Genomic DNA, 16203 nt, shown 5'->3' on the forward strand with positions numbered 1-16203 from the left:
CTACGGATTGTAGTGGTGTTCGGAATTAGAGGATGACCTTGAGCCTGTCAGCTCACATCACATGCGCCCGCTGCAATTCGGTCAACGACAACGCCTTGAGCTGCGCCAGCAACGGGTCGCGTCTATCACGCGGGTGTGCCAGCTGCACTGCCAGTTCCTGACGAATGCTGCTCGGGCGATTGTCCATCACAAGCACGCGATCGCTGAGGTACAGCGCTTCGTCGACATCGTGAGTCACCAATAGCAGGGCAATGGCGTGACGTTCGGCCAGTTGCAGCAGCAGGTCTTGCAGTTTCATGCGGGTGAACGCGTCTACCGCACTGAACGGTTCGTCGAGCAGCAACACTTGCGGTCGGGAGTAGAGGCCGCGGGCGATGGCCACCCGTTGCGCCATGCCGCCGGATAGCGCCTTGGGCAACGCCTGGGCGAAACCGCCGAGGCCGACTTCCTCGATCAACTGCGCGACCCAGGCCTTGTCGTAGTGGTTGTCGGCACTGAAACCGATGTTTTGCTCGACCGTCAGCCACGGCATCAGGCGCGGTTCCTGGAACACGAAATCAACTTCACCGGCGTTGCTGCGTAGTTCACCCTGAAAATCTTTTTCCAGCCCGGCGACGATCCGCAGCAAGGTACTTTTGCCGCAGCCGCTGGGGCCGAGCAGGCTGACGGTTTCCTGAGGCTGCAACTGCAAGTGGACGTTGTGGAGGACCGTTGTCGCGGCAAAGGTTTTGCGCTCGACGTGGATGTCCAGCAGGTGTTCGGTCATGGCTCAATCTCCCGCGCTTTGGCCGTTGAAGGTGTCGCGCCAGGCCAGGAAGCGTTTCTCCAGGCTGGCGAGAATGCCGTCGCTGAGTTTGCCCAGCAGCGCCAGCACGATGATTGCCGCCAGCACGATGTCCGGGCGCGAGGTTTCGCGACCGTCACTGAGCAGATAACCCAGTCCTTTGGTGGCAGCGATCAGTTCGGCGGCCACCAGAAACATCCATGCCAGGCTCATGCCGCTGCGTAATCCGGTGAACAGGCCGGGCAGGGCGGCGGGCAACAGGATCCGTCGCACCAGGCGACGGCGACTGAAACCGTATATCTGCCCGACTTCTATCAGTTTGCGGTCGATGTTGCGGATTGCGGCGACGCCGTTCAGGTACATCGGGAAGAACGCGCCGATGGCGATCAGGACGATTTTCGAAGTCTCGTCGATGCCCAGCCACAGCATCAACAACGGTACCCAGGCCAGGCTCGGAATCGAGCGCAGGCCGGCGAATGTCGGCTCCAGCCAGGCTTCGGCCTCGCGGCTCAAACCGACCCACGCGGCGAACACCAAGGCCAGACTGGCGCCGATGGCGAAGCCCAAGAGTACGCGCAACAGGCTGACGCCGATGTGCTTCCACAACGCACCTTCGGCAAGGTCACGCAGGGTCAGGGCGATTTCGCTGGGGGCGGGCATTTGGTAGGAGGGCAGCCAGCCGATGCGTACGACGAATTCCAATACGAGGATGATCAGCAGTGGTAGCGCCAAGCCCTTGAGGCGCAGGCGCCAGGCGTTGTTCAGGCGTTGCGGTGCAGGTAATGCCACGAGGGCGGGGAGGGTTTTGCTTTTGCTGGTCATGGGGTTTTCTCCAGACATGACAAGAACAAAAGATCGCAGCCTGCGGCAGCTCCGACATTGGGATATGCATTTCCCTGTAGGAGCTGCCGCAGGCTCGGGCCGCGTTCGGACGATCTTTTGCTTTTACTGACGAGCGACGGTTTCCTTGAAGCCTGTGTCGATCAATTGATCGATCACCTGATCGACATTCACCCCACGCCGTACCAGTTCTTCAGAAACCAGAATCGGCGCGGCGGCCTTGGATGCGATGACATCCTTGGCGGTCAATTGCGGACTGCTCAGGTCGGTGCGCGACAGTTGCAGCTTGGCCACTTCCAGTGGCAGGCCGGATTCCGTGGCGAGCAGTTTCGCCAGTTCTTCAGGATTTTTTACCGACCATTCCCGGGCCTGCTCGTAGGCTTTGAGAACGGTGTCGATGGTCTGTGGATGTTCTTTGGCATAGGTGTCGGTGACGCTGACCACGCCATAACTGTTGAAGTTGGTGTTGCGATACAACAGGCGCGAACCGGCCTGGACCTGGCTGGCGGCCATGTGCGGATCGAGTCCGGCCCAGGCGTCGACATCTCCTTTCTCCAGCGCGGTGCGGCCGTCCGGATGTTGCAAGTGCACCAGTTCAACATCGTCTTTGCTCAGGCCGGCCTGTTGCAGGCTGCGCAAGGTGAACAAGTACGGGTCGGTGCCTTTGGTGGCGGCGATTTTCTTGCCCTTGAGGTCGGCGACGGTTTTGATCGGTGAATCCTTGCGCACCACCAGCGCGGTCCATTCGGCGCGGCTATATACGTAAACCGATTTGATCGGGCTGCCGTTGGCGCGACTTAGCACGGCGGCGAGGCTGGCGGAGGAGGCGAAGTCGACGCCACCGCTATTGAGGTATTCCAGCGAGCGGTTGCTGCCCTGGCTCAGCACCCAGCTGACCTTGGTTTGTGGCAAGGCCTTTTCCAGGAAGCCGGAGTGCTTGAGCACCAGGCTGACGGGCGAGTAATAGGCGTAATCCAGATGCAATTCGGCCGGAGGCGCTTCCGCAGCCTGGGCCAAGGGCTGCAGGCTCAGGGCCAGGGCGCAGGCGCTGAGCAGGTACCTGAAATTCGCAAAACGGAAGGTGGGTTTCATGGAACGGGCTCCGGGCAAGGCGGCGAGATTCTTATGTCCAAAAAATTATTTTGTTCGGATGCTTCCTGCATAAAAGGAATATTGCAGGCTCTGTGCCATGTTCTCGAAATCGCGCTGTATCGGGGCTTTCAGGCTCATGAACGCACCGTGGGATGTACCGCATGACGCACTCTGTTGAATGGCTGTTGCTGGGCCAACACTGCGCGTCACGGGACATTAGCTTATGCAGAAATCGAATTTAAAAAGCTTCTTGTAAGAGCGTTATGGTCTATCGCACTCGCCTTCAAGGAGCCCCCCGATGAACCTGTCCCGATTCGTACGCGGTCTGTTGACCAGCGCCCTGTTTGCCGCGCCATTGGCTAACGCCGCCGAGCCCGTCGTCCTGCACGTCGGCGACCAGAATTACTACAACGTGCGTGCTTCGGTGGAGGCGTCGGGCGTGCTGGAAGGGGCGCCGTACACCGTCGACTGGAAGCACTTCCAGGCCGCCGCGCCGCTGGCCGAAGCCTTGAACACCGGTGCGCTGGACCTCGGCTTTCTCGGCGATTCGGGTTTTCTGTTCCTCGCCGCCAAGCAGGCGCCGGTCAAACTGATCGGTGTCTCACGGCAGAACCCGGACACCATCGCCCTGCTGGTGCCCAAGGATTCGCCGGTGAAAACCATCGCTGATCTCAAAGGCAAGAAAGTCGCGTATTGGCCCGGCGCCTGGAGTCAGCAACTGACCTTGCGTGCCCTGGAGAAAGCCGACCTGCCGGAAGACTACGTCGACTTCATCAAGTTGATGCCGATAGATGCCGCTGCCGCGTTGCCTCAAGGCAGCATTGACGCGTTCCCGGTCTGGGAACCGTACATTTCCCAACAGATCCTGTTCTCCGGCGCGCGGCCGATTCTTACCGCGAAAAACCTGATGCCCGGCCTGAGCGCGATTGCCGCGTCGACTCCTTCGATCGACAGCAAGCGCGAGGCCATCGCCGACTTTCTGGGGCGCCTGAAAAAGGCTCGGGCCTGGGTGGATAACCACACCGACGAATACGCCGACCTCTGGGCGAAGAAGGCCAACCTCGATCAGAACGTTTCCCGCCACTGGTTGCGCCAGGCCCACATGTCCGTCGGCCCGGTGGATGCGCAGGCCGCCAAGGATTTGCAAAGCACCGCGGACTTCCTGTTCAAGGTCAAGGCGCTGCCGGCCGAACTGGCCACGGCACCGATCATCGACAACTCCTTTCAGCAGTCTTTTACCCAGTAATCCATAGCGCTGGGCGGCACCGGAACCAAACACTGTCTACCCTGATCCAACCTCGGCCCGCAGCCATCTGCGGGCCGACGATGGATTTACGGGCAAAGGATTTTTGCCATTCGACGTGTTGACCGAATCGGTCTGACTCAAGGCAAAAACATGAAACAGTGGGTCAAGGTTCTAACGGCGTTTGCCATGGCAGCCAGTCTGCTGGGCTGCATCGCTGCGCCCATCGAAATGACGACGCAGACCGAACAGCGTCTGCGCGAGCAACCCCCTATCCGTTTTTTACTGACTTATGACGATGGCCCCAGCGCATCGAGCTTCTGGAACCCCACCGAAACCGTGCTCGACAGCCTGGCACGCAATCCACTGCAACCCGACATCAAAGCCGTGTTCTTCGTGCAGACCCGGGCCTCACGGGCCGGGGGCAGCGAGATAGGGCGGCGGATCATGTACCGCGAACGGGATGCCGGACACATCCTGGGTTTCCATACCGCCACGCCTTCGCACACCAACCATCGTTCCCTCGACCCGCAAGCGCTCGAACAAGCCCTCACCGATGGCAGCGCTGACATCGCCGCGATCACCGGTGCGGCACCGACGCTGCTGCGTCCGCCATTCTGGAACTACGACAAACGCACCTTCGCTGCCTATCAACAGCATGGCCTGCACGTGCTGCTGACTGACCTGAGTGCCAATGACGGCAAGATCTGGGGCTTCAACGCCAGCCCCCGGCGACGGGCGCATTTCCTGCGTTCAATGTCTGAAGTGCGCGAGCGCATTGCGTTGGGCGAGTTGCCGGTGGTGGACGGGGTGATTCCGGTGGTGGTGACCTTCCACGACCTCAATCGCTACACCGCCCGGCATACCCGTGAGTACCTGCAAATCCTTCTCGACAGCGCTCGCGAGACGGGGGTGAAGGTCGCAGAGCAAGCGTTTTACATCGACACCGACGCCCTGCAACGTGCGGCGATGGCGCGTACCGTGCGCGACAGTTCGCAACCGGTGAAATTGCCGGGGTTCTGGAACTGGATATGGAACAGCGACTCACACTGACCCCGTGGCGAGGGAGCTTGCTCCCGCTCGGCTGCGCAGCAGTCGCAATACGGTATTCCTGAATGATCGCGGTGGCAGATGATGGGGCCGCTTCGCAGCCCAGCCGGAGCAAGCTCACTCGCCACAGGGTTTTACTTAACTTCTTGGCAACAGCTCATCAATCATCCGCAAGCAATGATTCAACCCCGGTGACACATCGCCCACCCGTCGGCTGAGGATGATCGGCGAGGTCGCGTTGTCTTCCAGCAACGGGGTGAAGCCGATGTCGTCGCGGTGCAGCAATTGCACCGAGGCCGGCACCAACGTGACCCCGATACCGGCACCCACCAGACCGATCGCCGTTTGCAATTCGTTGGTCCATTGCGCCACATGGATGCTCACGCCATAGGATTCGAACAGCGCGATCACATGGTCGGCGTAGCTCGGGCGCGGGTTGCCGGGGTACAGCACAAAGGGTTCTTTCGCCAGGTCACGCAGGCTGATGGGACCGGCGAGCAACGGGTGACCGGCGGGCAGGGCGGCGACCAGGCGATCTTCGGTCAACACGGTCTGGACGATGGCCGGGTCATCGATGCGGATACGGCCGAAGCCGATGTCGATGCGTCCCGCCTTCAACGCTTGCACCTGTTGCAGCGTGGTCATTTCCGAAAGCCCCAACTCCAGCTCCAAAGGCTCGCCGCTGCGCAAGCGCCGAATCAGTTCCGGTAGCACGCCATATAAAGTCGACGGCGCAAAACCGATGCCCAGCCAGGTCTTTTCGCCTAATCCAATGCGTCGGGTGTTGTCGCAGACCTTGTTCAGTTGTTCGAGCAGGGCGGTGGAGTGTTCATGGAAAAACCGCCCGGCGTCGGTCAGCTTCAGCGGTCGCCCGCGCTCCAGCAGCATCACGCCCAATTCGTCTTCCAGTTGCTGGATCTGCCGGCTCAGGGGCGGTTGGGCGATGTGCAGCAATTCGGCGGCACGGGTGAAGTTGAGGGTTTGAGCCAAAACCTGAAAATAACGCAGGTGACGTAGTTCCATGAGGCCTCCAGTCGCCGATCAGTTGCATACCTTTAAGGTATCAAGTTAGACCAATTCTATATTGGCATCCAGAAAAAAGCCGTACGAGAATCGATTCCAGAACTTCAAGAACCTGACGGGTATCGAAATGCTTGCAACAGCCATTGAGTCGATCGAGACGATCATTGTCGATCTGCCGACCATCCGCCCGCATAAACTGGCCATGCACACCATGCAGAACCAGACCCTGGTGATCATTCGCGTGCGTTGCGCCGATGGCATTGAGGGCATCGGTGAGTCCACCACCATCGGTGGCCTGGCTTACGGCAACGAAAGCCCTGACAGCATCAAGACCAACATCGACACGCACTTCGCGCCACTGTTGATCGGCCAGGACGGCGGCAACGTCAATGCCGCCATGCTGCGCCTGGAGCGCAGCATTCGCGGTAACACTTTCGCCAAGTCCGGCATCGAAACCGCGTTGCTCGACGCCCAGGGCAAACGCCTCGGCCTGCCGGTCAGTGAATTGCTCGGCGGTCGCGTTCGCGATGCGCTGCCAGTAGCCTGGACCCTGGCCAGCGGCGATACCGAGAAAGACATCGCCGAAGCAGAAAAAATGCTCGACCTGCGCCGCCATCGCATCTTCAAGTTGAAAATCGGTGCCGGCGAAGTGAACCGTGACCTGGCCCACGTGATTGCGATCAAGAAAGCCCTGGGTGACCGCGCCAGTGTGCGGGTCGACGTCAATCAGGCCTGGGACGAAGCAGTCGCGCTGCGTGCCTGCCGGATTCTCGGGACCAACGGCATCGACCTGATCGAGCAGCCAATCTCGCGCAACAACCGCGCTGGCATGGCTCGTCTGAACGCGATGAGCCCGGCGCCGATCATGGCCGACGAATCCATCGAATGTGTGGAAGACGCGTTCAACCTGGCTCGCGAAGGCGCGGCTTCGGTGTTCGCCCTGAAGATCGCCAAGAACGGCGGCCCACGCGCCGTGTTGCGCACCGCCTCGATCGCCGAAGCGGCCGGCATCGCCCTGTACGGCGGCACCATGCTCGAAGGTGGCCTGGGCACCATGGCCTCGGCGCATGCCTTCGTTACCCTGAACAAACTGGCGTGGGACACTGAGCTGTTCGGCCCGCTGCTGTTGACCGAAGACATTCTCAGCGAACCGCTGGTGTATCGCGATTTCGAACTGCACGTGCCGAAGACCCCGGGTCTTGGCCTGAGCCTGGATGAAGAACGCCTGGCGTTTTTCCGCCGCGACAAAACATCCACTGCCATTCATCAAGCCTGAGGAGAGCATTATGCTGTTCCACGTAAAGATGACCGTGAATTTGCCGGTCGATATGAATCCTGAAGCGGCCGCAAAGCTCAAGGCTGACGAGAAAGCCCTGGCTTTGCGCCTGCAAGATCAAGGCAAGTGGCGTCACCTGTGGCGCATCGCCGGGCACTACGCCAACTACAGCGTGTTCGACGTCGACAGCGTTCAGGAACTGCACGACCTGCTGATGCAATTGCCGCTGTTTCCGTACATGGCCATCGAGATCGATGCGATGTGCCGGCATCCTTCTTCGATTCGTGACGATGACCGCTGAGCCCAGCCTGCTCAGATCGCTACGCTAATAATTACAAGATGAGGAACCCAACAAAATGAACGTCAAGATTTCCCACACTGCCGAAGTCCAGAAGTTTCTCGAAGAAGCCAGCGGCCTGCACAACGATGCTGGCGATGCGCGGACCAAGGCCCTGATCTACCGCATCCTGCGTGACTCGGTGAACATCATCGAAGACCTCGCCGTGACCCCGGAAGAGTTCTGGAAAGCGGTCAACTACTTGAACGTGCTGGGCGCGCGCCAAGAGGCCGGGCTGGTGGTGGCCGGGCTCGGTCTGGAGCATTACCTTGACTTGCTGATGGATGCCGAAGACGAACAGGCCGGCAAATCCGGCGGCACGCCGCGCACCATCGAAGGCCCGCTGTACGTCGCCGGTGCGCCGCTGTCGCAAGGCGAAGCGCGTCTGGATGACGGCGTCGATCCGGGTGTGACCCTGTTCATGCAAGGTCGTGTGTTCAACACCGCAGGCGAACCTCTGGCCGGTGCCGTGGTGGATGTCTGGCACGCCAATACCGGCGGTACTTACTCGTACTTCGACCCGACCCAATCGGAATTCAACCTGCGTCGCCGCATCGTCACCGACGCCGATGGCCGCTACCGTTTCCGCAGCATCGTGCCGTCGGGCTACGGCTGCCCGCCGGACGGTCCGACCCAGCAACTGCTCGATCAACTGGGCCGTCATGGCCAGCGTCCGGCGCACGTGCACTTCTTCATTTCCGCACAGGATCATCGCCACCTGACGACGCAGATCAACCTCGATGGCGAAAAGTACCTGCATGACGACTTCGCCTACGCCACCCGTGACGAACTGATCGCCAAGATCACCTTCAGCGACGATCAGCAGCGCGCCGCTGCCCATGGTGTGAGCGGTCGTTTTGCCGAAATCGAGTTCGATTTCACCCTGCAATCGTCTGCCCAGCCTGAAGAGCAGCAGCGTCACGAGCGTGTGCGCGCCCTCGAGGACTGATCGCAAAACCCTGTAGGAGCTGCCGAAGGCTGCGATCTTTTGATCTTGTTTTTTGAAGCAAGATCAAAAGATCGCAGCCTTCGGCAGCTCCTACAGGGGATTTGTGTTGTTCGCTGAAGCGCCCACAGGTCAGTGCATTGATACACCGCTGCAAGGACTGCCCTAGAATGTCCCGACGCAACTTATAACAACAATGAGAGTGACCCGATGATGCAAGCGCAACTGTTGAGTCAGCGCAGCAGAGTATTCGACCATGCCGACCCCTACGCGGTGTCTGGCTACGTCAATCAGCACGTCGGCAACCATTGCATCCTGATGCCCCGGGCCGGCCGACCGCTGGCCAGCCTCGATCATCGAAAATTCGCCAGCCTCGACCTGTGTCGTATCAGCTACGGCGCCAGTGTGCGGGTGACCTCCGGCGCGTTGGAGAACATCTACCACCTGCAAGTGCTGCTGCGCGGCAACTGCCTGTGGCGCGGGCATGGCCAGGAACACTACTTCGCCCCCGGCGAACTCCTTCTGATCAATCCCGACGATCCGGTGGACCTGACGTACTCCGCCGATTGCGAAAAATTCATCTTGAAAGTGCCCACCCATTTGCTCCAATCCGTTTGCGACGAACAACGCTGGCATTATCCGGGGCAGGGCGTGCGGTTTCTGGAAAACCGTTATCAACTCGATGAGCTGGAAGGTTTCGTCAACCTGCTGGCGATGATCTGCCAGGAGGCCGAGTCCACCGAACAGATCCCCAGGGTGCAGGAGCATTACACGCAGATCATCGTCAGCAAGATGCTCAGCCTGATGAAGACCAACGTCTGCCGCCTCGAACTGAGCTCGCAGACGGCCACCTTCGAGGCGATTGCCGATTACATCGCCAATAACCTCAAGCAGGACATCGACAGCGAAGAACTCGCGCGCCAGGCGCACATGAGCTTGCGTTCGCTGTATGGCCTGTTCGAGCGCAATGCCGGACTCACGCCAAAAAACTACCTGCGCCAGAAACGCCTGGAACGCATCAACGCCTGCCTCAGCGACCCGACCTGCAACGTGCGCAACGTCACGGAAGTGGCGATGGATTACGGCTTCCTGCACCTGGGGCGGTTCTCCGACAGCTATCGCAAGCAGTTCGGTGAGTTGCCGTCCGATACCCTCAAGCGCCGGCACTGAATCACCACAACCCCTGTAGGAGCCGGCTTGCTGGCGAAGGCGTCAGCCCAGACACATCGCATCGCCTGAATCGCCAGCAAGCCGGCTCCTGCCGTTAGCGGTGTCGCAACGTTCACTTGCACAAAACGGATACAGGTCTGCACCCCGCGGATAGTCCACCCCATTGCCCCGTCCTAGCATGACCCTGCCTGAACAATAACAATGGAGGCGGCGGCCATGACCCTGCGACCCGAATATTTGCATTCCCTGCTTGAAGACGATCCCGAACAAGGCGTCTATCGCTGCAAGCGCGAGATGTTCACCGACCCCCGGTTGTTCGATCTGGAGATGGAACACATCTTCGAAGGCAACTGGTTGTACCTGGCGCACGAAAGCCAGATCCCCAACATCAACGATTTCTACACCACGACCATGGGGCGCCAGTCGATCTTCATCGCGCGCAACAAGGACGGTGTGCTCAACGCCTTCATCAACGCCTGCAGTCATCGCGGCGCGACCCTGTGCCGACACAAGTCCGGCAACAAGAGCTCCTACACCTGCCCGTTCCACGGCTGGACCTTCAACAACTCCGGCAAGCTGCTCAAAGTCAAAGACCCGGCCAATGCCGGCTACCCGGCGAGCTTCAATTGCGAAGGCTCCCACGACCTGACCAAGGTGGCGCGTTTCGAGTCTTATCGCGGTTTCCTGTTTGGCAGTCTCAAGGCTGACGTGGTGCCGTTGGTGGAGCATCTGGGCGAGTCGGCGAAGATCATCGACATGATCGTCGATCAATCGGCTGATGGTCTGGAAGTACTGCGCGGTTCTTCGAGTTACATCTACGAAGGCAACTGGAAACTCACCGCCGAAAACGGCGCGGACGGCTATCACGTCAGCTCGGTGCACTGGAACTACGCGGCCACCCAGAATCAGCGCAAACAGCGCGAAGCCGGTGAAGAAAACCCGACCATGAGCGCCGGCAGTTGGGCCAAGCAGGGCGGTGGTTTCTATTCCTTCGACAAGGGCCACATGCTGCTCTGGACCCGTTGGGCCAATCCCGAGGATCGTCCGCTGTACGAACGTCGCGACGAGCTGGCGCAAGACTTCGGCAAGGCCCGCGCTGACTGGATGATCGAGAATTCGCGCAACCTGTGCCTGTACCCGAACGTGTACCTGATGGACCAGTTCAGCTCGCAGATTCGTATCGCCCGGCCGATCTCGGTCAACCGTACGGAAATCACCATTTACTGCATCGCGCCGAAGGGCGAGAGCGACCACGCCCGGTCGAGCCGGATTCGTCAGTACGAAGACTTCTTCAACGTCAGCGGCATGGCCACGCCGGACGATCTGGAAGAATTCCGCTCGTGCCAGACCAGCTACCAGGGCAGTGTCACCACCTGGAACGACATGTCCCGTGGCGCCGAGCACTGGATCGAAGGCGCCGATGACGCGGCGAAGGAAATCGATCTGCATCCGCTGCTCAGCGGCGTGCGTACCGAAGATGAAGGTTTGTTCGTGCTGCAACACAAGTATTGGCAGCAGACCATGCTCAAAGCCCTGGCGGCCGAGCAGTCGAAACTGATCGCCGTGGAGGACGTGCAATGACCATTTCCTATGAAGCGGTGCGCGATTTCCTCTATCGCGAAGCACGCTACCTCGACGACCGCCAGTGGGACGACTGGCTGGAAATGTATGCCGCCGACGCGACGTACTGGATGCCGTCCTGGGACGACAACGATGAACTGACCGAAGACCCGCAGCGGGAAATCTCGTTGATCTGGTACGGCAACCGCACCGGGCTTGAGGACCGCGTCTTCCGCATCAAGACCGAGCGCTCCAGCGCCAGCGTGCCGGACACCCGCACGTCCCACAACATCAGCAACATCGAGCTACTGGAACAAGCAGACGGACTGTGCAAGGTGCGCTTCAACTGGCACACCCTGAGCTTTCGCTACAAAACCGTCGACAGCTATTTCGGCAGCAGTTTCTACACCCTCGACGTGCGCGGTGAAAACCCGCTGATCAAGGCCAAGAAAGTGATCCTGAAGAACGATTACGTTCGCCAGGTCATCGATGTTTACCATTTGTGAGACTGCCGTCATGACCCATTCCATCGCGTTCAATTTTGAAGACGGCGTCACTCGATTCATCGACGCCAACGTCGGCGAAACCGTGGCCGATGCCGCGTACCGCCAAGGCATCAACATTCCGCTGGACTGCCGCGACGGCGCCTGCGGCACCTGTAAGTGCTTTGCCGAAGCCGGGCAATACGATTTGGGCGAGGAATACATTGAAGACGCCCTCAGCCCTGAAGAGGCCGAACAAGGGTTTGTCCTGACCTGCCAGATGCGCGCCCAGAGCGATTGCGTGGTGCGGGTGCCGACGTCCTCCGAGGTCTGCCGCACCCGTCAGGCCAGCTACGACGCGACCATCAGCGCCGTGCGCCAGTTGTCCGACAGCACCATCGCGCTATCGATCAAGGGTGAGGCGTTGAGCAAACTGGCATTCTTGCCGGGGCAGTACGTGAACCTGGGGATTCCCGGCAGCGAGCAGACCCGCGCCTATTCGTTCAGCTCTTTACAGCGTGACGGCGAAGTCAGTTTTCTGATTCGCAACGTGCCCGGCGGCTTGATGAGCAGCTTCCTCACCGGCATGGCCAAGGCCGGCGACCGCATGAGCCTGGCCGGGCCGTTGGGCAGTTTCTACTTGCGTGATATCCGTAGACCGTTGTTGCTGCTGGCCGGTGGCACGGGACTGGCGCCATTCACGGCGATGCTGGAGAAAATCGCCGAGCAGGGCAGCGAACATCCGCTGCATTTGATCTACGGCGTGACCCACGATTTCGATCTGGTTGAACTCGATCGTCTGGAGGCCTTGGCCGCGCGCATTCCGAACTTCAGCTACAGCGCTTGCGTGGCCAGTCCTGACAGTCAGCACCCACTCAAGGGCTACGTGACCCAGCACATCGAGCCGAAGCATTTGAACGATGGCGACGTCGACGTCTACCTGTGCGGCCCGCCGCCAATGGTCGAGGCGGTCAGCCAGTTCATCCGCGAGCAAGGCATTGCCCCGGCGAATTTCTACTACGAAAAATTTGCCGCCAGCGCGGCCTGACCCTTATTCGCGGTCCCCTGTAGGAGCTGCCGCGGTGTGAGTACGAGGATGACCATGAACAGATTTCACGAAAAAGTCGCGCTGATTACCGGAGCCGCCCAAGGCATCGGGCGGCGCGTTGCCGAGCGCATGGCGGCGGAAGGGGCGAAGCTGATCCTGGTTGATCGCTCCGAACTGGTATTCGAGGTCCAGCAGCAATTGGGGCAGGGCAGTCAGGTCCTGGCGCTGACCGCCGACCTTGAGCAATACGAAGAATGCAGCCGGGTGATGCAAACCGCGGTCGAGCGCTTTGGTCGTCTTGATGTGCTGATCAACAACGTCGGCGGCACGATCTGGACCAAACCGTTTGAGCATTACGAAGCGTCGCAGATCGAATCGGAAGTCCGTCGTTCGCTGTTCCCGACGTTGTGGTGTTGCCATGCCGCGTTGCCGTTCATGCTGGAGCAGGGCAGTGGTGCGATTGTCAACGTATCGTCCATCGCTACCCGCAGCATCAACCGTGTGCCGTATGGCGCGGCGAAGGGCGGGGTCAACGCGTTGACGGCGTGCCTGGCGTTTGAAACTGCCGGACGCGGAGTGCGAGTCAATGCCACAGCGCCCGGTGGCACCGAAGCGCCGCCGCGGGTGATTCCACGCAACAGCACCGAACAGAGCGCGCAGGAGAAGATCTGGTATCAGCAGATCGTCGACCAGACCCTCGACAGCAGCTTGATGAAACGCTACGGCACGCTGGATGAGCAGGCCGGCGCGATTCTGTTTCTGGCCAGCGACGAAGCTTCGTACATCACCGGGATGGTCATGCCGGTGGGCGGTGGCGATCTGGGCTGAAGAGCGATGAATTACAAGCGACGCTGAAACGCTCTGGCGATCCTGAGCGTGGCGTCGCTGGTACTCAGGTTTTGCACGGCATCGAGTGGAAACCAGATGCAGTCGAAGATTTCATTTTGTGGTCGGACTGCATCCAGATTCACGACTGACGCCTCGTAGGCGTGATGGCGAGTCCCGCCCGTTTCCAGTTCCATCAGGTAGAGCATGTCGTCGGCAATGAGTCCGGTTTCTTCCTGGAGCTCGCGGATGGCAGCCTCCGCCGCCGTTTCACCGAGCTCGATCTTTCCGCCGGGCAATGCCCAGCGGCACCTTGGCTTACGCACCAGGAGAATATGGCGGTCTTGTTCGCAAATAACGGTTGCGCGTACTTTCATCGGTGACTTGATTACCGGTTGTCATTAAACAGTCATAAAAATGCAATATTTGCGCCGCACTCATTTTGCCAGTCTTCGGAAGTTGGAGGGCTGGAAGAGTGTAAAAGTGCATTTAAGTGGCGAAATCACGAGACGACGTCTGGTCGGCAACTTGCTGGCAGGTGGGTGTAAGGTAGGCGCGTTGACTCTGGATATCACTGCCTAAATGGAGGGTGACTATGAGCGTTCCGATGTTGAACAGGATGCACATGAATGGTTACGACGTACTCAGCGTGAACAACGGCCCATGGCGTGTCTGCACCAAAGGTGACCGACTCGGGTCATTTGGCAGTCGAGAAGAAGCACTGGCTTTTGCAGCGTCTCTTCCCGGCTACAAATCGCGCTCGAGCGGGCAAACACGCAGCCAGTAAGCAAACTTGCGTAATGTCAAAGCCCCGGCATGCCGGGGCTTTTTATTGTGTCTGGCGGGCTAGTGAGCTTTGTCGCGGCTGATGATCTTTGCTTTCACTTCGTCAGCGTAGCCAGACAGTCGCTGTTCATCGCCCTGGAATAAATCGCACAGTTTCTGGACGGCTTGAGCATCGATATCGTTCCCGGCCAGGCGTAACTGCTCTGCTACGCGCAACAGTTCCACCGCCGACCACCGCAGGTCTGATGCAAGTACTTGCAGATCCCGGCGAAGTTCTTGTTCCGATTCGTTAAGCCACATAACGACCTCCTGAAAGTCTGCGCTAATCAATTTTAGACCCGTTTCTGCGGCGGGGCGTTGAGTTCGTCTGATCGTGCACTGCGTCCTTTGGTCGGGAAGTTTCGTCAATCGACCAAATCCGCTGTCGTACTGAGGAATCGATTTTTCGCCAGGGCGGGATATTTCAAATGACGGCTACCGATGACTTCAGGGCGCAGGCTCATGACTTGAACGCTGATCTGGATGCGGCTACCAGTGAAATGATGAAACTGATCTGCGCGCATCAGCTCAGCGGTCCGGATTGGGATCGGGTCATGCAATGGCAGCATGAGGCTTATGAGCGATGGACGGCGTATCTGAATACGCGGTCCTATCCCGGCCCGGGCGATAACAACACTCACCGCTGATGCATCCATTGGAAGTCAGAGCGGCAGCCAGCTACATTTCACGTTTTCAGGATTAAGGGCGCTTCATGCAGAGTCGGATGTTGTTGGGCGGAATAGGGTTTTTGGCGTTGCTGGCGGGTTGTTCATTGCCCGCGTCAGTGGTGCCAGGCGAGCCGAATGTCAACAAGTACAGCGAAAAGCCACCCAAGGAATTGGCTGAGTGCGTGTTTCCTGCATGGAAAAACGAGATTTCCAACACGACTCAAACGTCGATTTCCAACGGCTACAGAATCACCGCTCCGAGCATCATTACCTCTGACGAGATTCTGGATATCGTGAAGTCGAAGGACGGCAGCCGGGTATCGCTGTATCAAGGGCCGCCCTGGGCGAAATCCGCAGCATTGCGCAAGTCGGTGCGAGACTGCCTGTAGGTTTCAGTCGGAAATCTCGCTCAACGGGATGAGTTGATCATCGCTTGATTGCGCGCTCGCGGTGCCTTTCTTTTCCCTGCGATCATTTAACCAGTTGTCGACCTGAGCATTGAATTGCGCCGGTGCTTTGCGTCCGACCTTGCGGGCGATGTCCAGAATAGTCTGCTGGGCGAGGGCCTCTTCCATGCGTTTCTGCGCAGTCAGCATGGCCGCATGGATCGAGCAGTGTCCCTCCAGCGCCCAAGCAGGCGCCTCACCTTCAAACAACGCGCAACGCCCACGAATGTCCCGGCATTCGAAAATGGACTTGCGCCCGTCGATTGCGTTGACGACATCCAGCAGCGTGACTTCGTCAGCCGGTCGGGCCAGCTTGAACCCTCCGCGCACGCCCTCAGTGGCGACCACCAGTTTGGCCTTGGCCAGTTTGGTGAAGATTTTCGCCAGATAGTCCAGCGGCACGCCTTGCAGCTCAGCCAGGTCACGCACGCTCGCTTCACGCGAATCGCCGCAATTGCCCACCAGGTAAATCAGGCAGTGGAGGCCGTACTCGACGCCTGCGCTGTAAAGTGCCATTTCTATCTCCGACTAATATTGTCGCAAATGTTATCAGCTGACTGTGAGTTAGGCAACGCATGTGGCTGTCCC

At 59.4% G+C, this 16203-nt stretch carries 20 protein-coding genes; 13 read left to right on the forward strand and 7 right to left on the reverse strand.

What is annotated here, in order from left to right; translation table 11 throughout:
- Window positions 1–52: 52 nt before the first annotated feature.
- The 3 genes from NL64_RS26135 to NL64_RS26145 all read right to left on the reverse strand — a co-directional run bounded on the left by NL64_RS26135 (window position 53) and on the right by NL64_RS26145 (window position 2716).
- Complete coding sequence (locus tag NL64_RS26135) at window positions 53–766, reverse strand: ABC transporter ATP-binding protein (RefSeq protein WP_034150955.1); 714 nt, start codon at window positions 764–766, stop codon at window positions 53–55.
- 3 nt (window positions 767–769) lie between these two features.
- A complete protein-coding gene (locus tag NL64_RS26140) occupies window positions 770–1606 on the reverse strand; it encodes an ABC transporter permease (RefSeq protein WP_034150956.1) in 837 nt (278 codons plus the stop codon).
- Window positions 1607–1729: 123 nt separating this feature from the next.
- A complete protein-coding gene (locus tag NL64_RS26145; RefSeq protein WP_034150957.1) occupies window positions 1730–2716 on the reverse strand; it encodes an aliphatic sulfonate ABC transporter substrate-binding protein in 987 nt (328 codons plus the stop codon).
- A gap of 298 nt (window positions 2717–3014) precedes the next feature.
- Between NL64_RS26145 and NL64_RS26150 the strand changes: the two genes are divergently transcribed.
- Window positions 3015–3962 (forward strand): ABC transporter substrate-binding protein, encoded by a 948-nt coding sequence (locus NL64_RS26150; RefSeq protein WP_034150958.1) that lies wholly within the window; start codon window positions 3015–3017, stop codon window positions 3960–3962.
- A 150-nt stretch (window positions 3963–4112) separates the two neighbouring features.
- Window positions 4113–5012: a polysaccharide deacetylase family protein gene (locus NL64_RS26155; RefSeq protein ID WP_034150959.1), complete on the forward strand. Its 900-nt coding sequence runs from the start codon at window positions 4113–4115 to the stop codon at window positions 5010–5012.
- Between the two features lie 135 nt (window positions 5013–5147).
- Here the strand turns inward: NL64_RS26155 and NL64_RS26160 are convergent, their stop codons facing one another.
- Window positions 5148–6032: a LysR family transcriptional regulator gene (locus tag NL64_RS26160; protein ID WP_034150960.1), complete on the reverse strand. Its 885-nt coding sequence runs from the start codon at window positions 6030–6032 to the stop codon at window positions 5148–5150.
- 127 nt (window positions 6033–6159) lie between these two features.
- On the opposite strand from NL64_RS26160, the gene NL64_RS26165 reads away from it, so the two are divergent.
- From NL64_RS26165 to NL64_RS26200, 8 genes are all read left to right on the forward strand, one after another.
- On the forward strand, window positions 6160–7308 hold the full coding sequence (locus tag NL64_RS26165) for a muconate cycloisomerase family protein (RefSeq protein WP_034150961.1): 1149 nt from the start codon (window positions 6160–6162) through the stop codon (window positions 7306–7308).
- A 10-nt stretch (window positions 7309–7318) separates the two neighbouring features.
- Window positions 7319–7609, forward strand: a complete 291-nt coding sequence (gene catC / locus NL64_RS26170) for a muconolactone Delta-isomerase (RefSeq protein ID WP_034150962.1) — start codon at window positions 7319–7321, stop codon at window positions 7607–7609.
- A gap of 55 nt (window positions 7610–7664) precedes the next feature.
- Entirely contained in the window at window positions 7665–8594 is a 930-nt protein-coding gene (catA, locus tag NL64_RS26175) for a catechol 1,2-dioxygenase (protein WP_034150963.1), read from the forward strand.
- A 207-nt stretch (window positions 8595–8801) separates the two neighbouring features.
- Window positions 8802–9761 (forward strand): AraC family transcriptional regulator, encoded by a 960-nt coding sequence (locus tag NL64_RS26180; RefSeq protein ID WP_034150964.1) that lies wholly within the window; start codon window positions 8802–8804, stop codon window positions 9759–9761.
- A 216-nt stretch (window positions 9762–9977) separates the two neighbouring features.
- Window positions 9978–11342, forward strand: a complete 1365-nt coding sequence (gene benA, locus NL64_RS26185; protein ID WP_034150965.1) for a benzoate 1,2-dioxygenase large subunit — start codon at window positions 9978–9980, stop codon at window positions 11340–11342.
- Window positions 11339–11827 carry a benzoate 1,2-dioxygenase small subunit gene (gene benB / locus NL64_RS26190; protein ID WP_034150966.1) on the forward strand — a complete coding sequence of 163 codons (489 nt, stop codon included), beginning with the start codon at window positions 11339–11341 and terminating at the stop codon, window positions 11825–11827. Before benA ends, benB begins: the two co-directional genes overlap by 4 nt.
- A 10-nt stretch (window positions 11828–11837) precedes the next feature.
- Complete coding sequence (gene benC / locus NL64_RS26195) at window positions 11838–12851, forward strand: benzoate 1,2-dioxygenase electron transfer component BenC (protein ID WP_034150967.1); 1014 nt, start codon at window positions 11838–11840, stop codon at window positions 12849–12851.
- Between the two features lie 54 nt (window positions 12852–12905).
- Window positions 12906–13679 (forward strand): 1,6-dihydroxycyclohexa-2,4-diene-1-carboxylate dehydrogenase, encoded by a 774-nt coding sequence (locus tag NL64_RS26200; RefSeq protein WP_034150997.1) that lies wholly within the window; start codon window positions 12906–12908, stop codon window positions 13677–13679.
- Window positions 13680–13690: 11 nt separating this feature from the next.
- On the opposite strand, the gene NL64_RS26205 is transcribed toward NL64_RS26200, so the two are convergent.
- Window positions 13691–14053, reverse strand: a complete 363-nt coding sequence (locus NL64_RS26205) for an NUDIX hydrolase (protein ID WP_034150968.1) — start codon at window positions 14051–14053, stop codon at window positions 13691–13693.
- Window positions 14054–14271: 218 nt separating this feature from the next.
- On the opposite strand from NL64_RS26205, the gene NL64_RS30725 reads away from it, so the two are divergent.
- On the forward strand, window positions 14272–14463 hold the full coding sequence (locus tag NL64_RS30725) for an SPOR domain-containing protein (RefSeq protein ID WP_034150969.1): 192 nt from the start codon (window positions 14272–14274) through the stop codon (window positions 14461–14463).
- A gap of 59 nt (window positions 14464–14522) precedes the next feature.
- Here NL64_RS30725 and NL64_RS26215 read toward each other — a convergent pair whose 3' ends face one another.
- Window positions 14523–14762 (reverse strand): hypothetical protein, encoded by a 240-nt coding sequence (locus NL64_RS26215; RefSeq protein WP_034150970.1) that lies wholly within the window; start codon window positions 14760–14762, stop codon window positions 14523–14525.
- A gap of 167 nt (window positions 14763–14929) precedes the next feature.
- Here NL64_RS26215 and NL64_RS26220 point away from each other — a divergent pair, with 167 nt between their 5' ends.
- A complete protein-coding gene (locus NL64_RS26220; protein WP_034150971.1) occupies window positions 14930–15148 on the forward strand; it encodes a hypothetical protein in 219 nt (72 codons plus the stop codon).
- 65 nt (window positions 15149–15213) lie between these two features.
- Window positions 15214–15558 carry a hypothetical protein gene (locus tag NL64_RS26225; RefSeq protein WP_034150972.1) on the forward strand — a complete coding sequence of 115 codons (345 nt, stop codon included), beginning with the start codon at window positions 15214–15216 and terminating at the stop codon, window positions 15556–15558.
- Between the two features lie 3 nt (window positions 15559–15561).
- Here NL64_RS26225 and NL64_RS26230 read toward each other — a convergent pair whose 3' ends face one another.
- On the reverse strand, window positions 15562–16131 hold the full coding sequence (locus NL64_RS26230; protein ID WP_034150973.1) for an RrF2 family transcriptional regulator: 570 nt from the start codon (window positions 16129–16131) through the stop codon (window positions 15562–15564).
- Window positions 16132–16203 lie beyond the last annotated feature (72 nt).

This window comes from Pseudomonas fluorescens, from assembly GCF_000802965.1.
GTDB classification, from domain to species: Bacteria; Pseudomonadota; Gammaproteobacteria; order Pseudomonadales; family Pseudomonadaceae; genus Aquipseudomonas; species Aquipseudomonas fluorescens_A.

Coding starts and splice junctions, on each gene's coding strand:
- NL64_RS26135 (WP_034150955.1), bottom strand. CDS start 766: ATGACCGAACACCTGCTGGACATCCACGTCGAGCGCAAAACCTTTGCC.
- NL64_RS26140 (WP_034150956.1), bottom strand. CDS start 1,606: ATGACCAGCAAAAGCAAAACCCTCCCCGCCCTCGTGGCATTACCTGCA.
- NL64_RS26145 (WP_034150957.1), bottom strand. CDS start 2,716: ATGAAACCCACCTTCCGTTTTGCGAATTTCAGGTACCTGCTCAGCGCC.
- NL64_RS26150 (WP_034150958.1), top strand. CDS start 3,015: ATGAACCTGTCCCGATTCGTACGCGGTCTGTTGACCAGCGCCCTGTTT.
- NL64_RS26155 (WP_034150959.1), top strand. CDS start 4,113: ATGAAACAGTGGGTCAAGGTTCTAACGGCGTTTGCCATGGCAGCCAGT.
- NL64_RS26160 (WP_034150960.1), bottom strand. CDS start 6,032: ATGGAACTACGTCACCTGCGTTATTTTCAGGTTTTGGCTCAAACCCTC.
- NL64_RS26165 (WP_034150961.1), top strand. CDS start 6,160: ATGCTTGCAACAGCCATTGAGTCGATCGAGACGATCATTGTCGATCTG.
- catC (WP_034150962.1), top strand. CDS start 7,319: ATGCTGTTCCACGTAAAGATGACCGTGAATTTGCCGGTCGATATGAAT.
- catA (WP_034150963.1), top strand. CDS start 7,665: ATGAACGTCAAGATTTCCCACACTGCCGAAGTCCAGAAGTTTCTCGAA.
- NL64_RS26180 (WP_034150964.1), top strand. CDS start 8,802: ATGATGCAAGCGCAACTGTTGAGTCAGCGCAGCAGAGTATTCGACCAT.
- benA (WP_034150965.1), top strand. CDS start 9,978: ATGACCCTGCGACCCGAATATTTGCATTCCCTGCTTGAAGACGATCCC.
- benB (WP_034150966.1), top strand. CDS start 11,339: ATGACCATTTCCTATGAAGCGGTGCGCGATTTCCTCTATCGCGAAGCA.
- benC (WP_034150967.1), top strand. CDS start 11,838: ATGACCCATTCCATCGCGTTCAATTTTGAAGACGGCGTCACTCGATTC.
- NL64_RS26200 (WP_034150997.1), top strand. CDS start 12,906: ATGAACAGATTTCACGAAAAAGTCGCGCTGATTACCGGAGCCGCCCAA.
- NL64_RS26205 (WP_034150968.1), bottom strand. CDS start 14,053: ATGAAAGTACGCGCAACCGTTATTTGCGAACAAGACCGCCATATTCTC.
- NL64_RS30725 (WP_034150969.1), top strand. CDS start 14,272: ATGAGCGTTCCGATGTTGAACAGGATGCACATGAATGGTTACGACGTA.
- NL64_RS26215 (WP_034150970.1), bottom strand. CDS start 14,762: ATGTGGCTTAACGAATCGGAACAAGAACTTCGCCGGGATCTGCAAGTA.
- NL64_RS26220 (WP_034150971.1), top strand. CDS start 14,930: ATGACGGCTACCGATGACTTCAGGGCGCAGGCTCATGACTTGAACGCT.
- NL64_RS26225 (WP_034150972.1), top strand. CDS start 15,214: ATGCAGAGTCGGATGTTGTTGGGCGGAATAGGGTTTTTGGCGTTGCTG.
- NL64_RS26230 (WP_034150973.1), bottom strand. CDS start 16,131: ATGGCACTTTACAGCGCAGGCGTCGAGTACGGCCTCCACTGCCTGATT.